Origin of the sequence: Bacteroides sp. MSK.20.82 (genome assembly GCF_019052485.1) — a bacterium.
Classification (GTDB): Bacteria; Bacteroidota; Bacteroidia; order Bacteroidales; family Bacteroidaceae; genus Bacteroides; species Bacteroides thetaiotaomicron.
This window is the reverse complement of sequence record NZ_JAHQUN010000116.1, coordinates 1-1,666: the sequence shown is the minus strand read 5'-3', so window position 1 is coordinate 1,666 and position 1,666 is coordinate 1. Positions and strand designations below refer to the sequence as shown.

Here is a 1,666-nt window from a genome sequence, read left to right as displayed (position 1 = left end):
TACTAAAGTTTCCCACCCCTTAAAACACTAACTTTTCTCATTTTCCTTTGTCTGTCTTCCCCCATATCCATTGACTGTTAACACATGCCTAACAGAAGTTATGCAGACTATCCACATACTTCGTCCCATTTTTCCAACGCTTCAGCCATTACAAGGATTTTGCTCATCTCTTTGTCGTTTCCGCTGATTGTAGCCATAAGGTATTGGGGCGTCATTCCAAGTATTTCTCCTAAAATGCGAAGAATGCGTTCGATGCAGGTAAGAACTCGCTTCCATAACGTGAGTGCCATGAGATCACCCTCCATATCCGAAAAGAGTTCGCCCATGGTTTGATATTCTGTGAATCTCTTTTCCAAAGCCATGACGGTATATGTAAGGTAACACAGCGTTGCGTCGGCTATCTGACCATTAAAGTCACAACCTTGATAACCTCCTAATCCGAGATATTGCTTAGTCTCCTTGTTCATCACCTCTATGTTCCATCTAATCTGATACACTTCAAAGGCTTTTACGAAAGACATCGTTGTATCCGTGGTGAGCAGAACGTTCCATGCGGAGTTTCTACCATACTTGATGAGGAAGATTCTGATAGGTATATCTCCTAAGTTGCCGTTGAGCTGAATATATCGACATTTGTATTTACGACAGTTCTTTCCTCGTTCACGTTCATAGGTGGCAATGAGTTCTGCAGCATTTTTCTTTTTGCCCGATATAGTGTATTTTGTCTTTCCCATTTTTGCAAGTCCAACAAAGTGCATTGCCCCTTTACCTATGCTTCTAACACATGTCATAAGTTGCTCGCAGGTGAACCAACTATCGGTAATCACATACTTCGCATGTAACCCCATCTTCCATCCACGGCGAAGCATATCCATGGCAACTTCCAGCTTAGACATCTTACACTCTTGAAAGCGCTTATAATCAGGATTGCCGGTGTTCCTCTTGGTGTGATATGCCTTTTTGAGTTGCTGTCTTGTCAGCCCGTAGTTGCCTTGCTTCCCCTTTTCTTGATGTAGTGAAAAATCAAAGGGTATAGTTGTCTTGCCGTCAAAGAAGGCACAAAGTAACAGCTTGTAGCCCAATACGCATCTGCCTTTCATATGGTCGAAAACACGACTGATACCCTCCATCCTCACACCACTCTTCTCAAGTACGGTGTCATCTATAATGAAACATGTAGTGGTATCTGATTGAGGAACTTCGCCATACTTACGCAATAGGCACATATAACGCAGTGCAAAGTGGTTCATCAATCGTCTCCAATCCATCTGTGGGCGAATCATCATGCGATAGAAACAGTTCTTACCATGATTTGAAAGCTCATATATCTTATGTTTGCATATACTATGGATGCTCTCGCCCACAATGCGGAAGAGGCAAAGAGAGAGGAGCAACTCCGAAGCCGAAACTCCGTCCTGTTTCTCCAATGAAAGGCGAGATAATAGGTGACCGATGCCAAACTTGCCAAAAAGATGAAATAAATCATCACTCATTCGGGTTTTAACACTCAAAAGTTTGGATAACTCACTTATTTTCTCTATTTTTGCTTCCATAACAGTTTTGTTGTCTTGTCTTTAAAATCAGTTCTTTAGCGATTACTAATTTACAAAGAAAATTCGACAAACTGTTATTTTTCTATCTATTTATTTGGGTGGGAAACTTTAGT

At 41.4% G+C, this 1,666-nt stretch carries 1 protein-coding gene; it reads right to left on the bottom strand.

Annotation, left to right across the window (positions count from 1 at the left end):
• Positions 1-107 precede the first annotated feature (107 nt).
• Positions 108-1,553: an IS4-like element ISBf8 family transposase gene (locus KTR07_RS28030; protein WP_005642186.1), complete on the bottom strand. Its 1,446-nt coding sequence runs from the start codon at positions 1,551-1,553 to the stop codon at positions 108-110.
• Positions 1,554-1,666 lie beyond the last annotated feature (113 nt).

Bases quoted from the DNA above. Each gene is read 5' to 3' on its own strand.
- KTR07_RS28030 (WP_005642186.1), bottom strand. From the start codon at position 1,553: ATGGAAGCAAAAATAGAGAAAATAAGTGAGTTATCCAAACTTTTGAGT.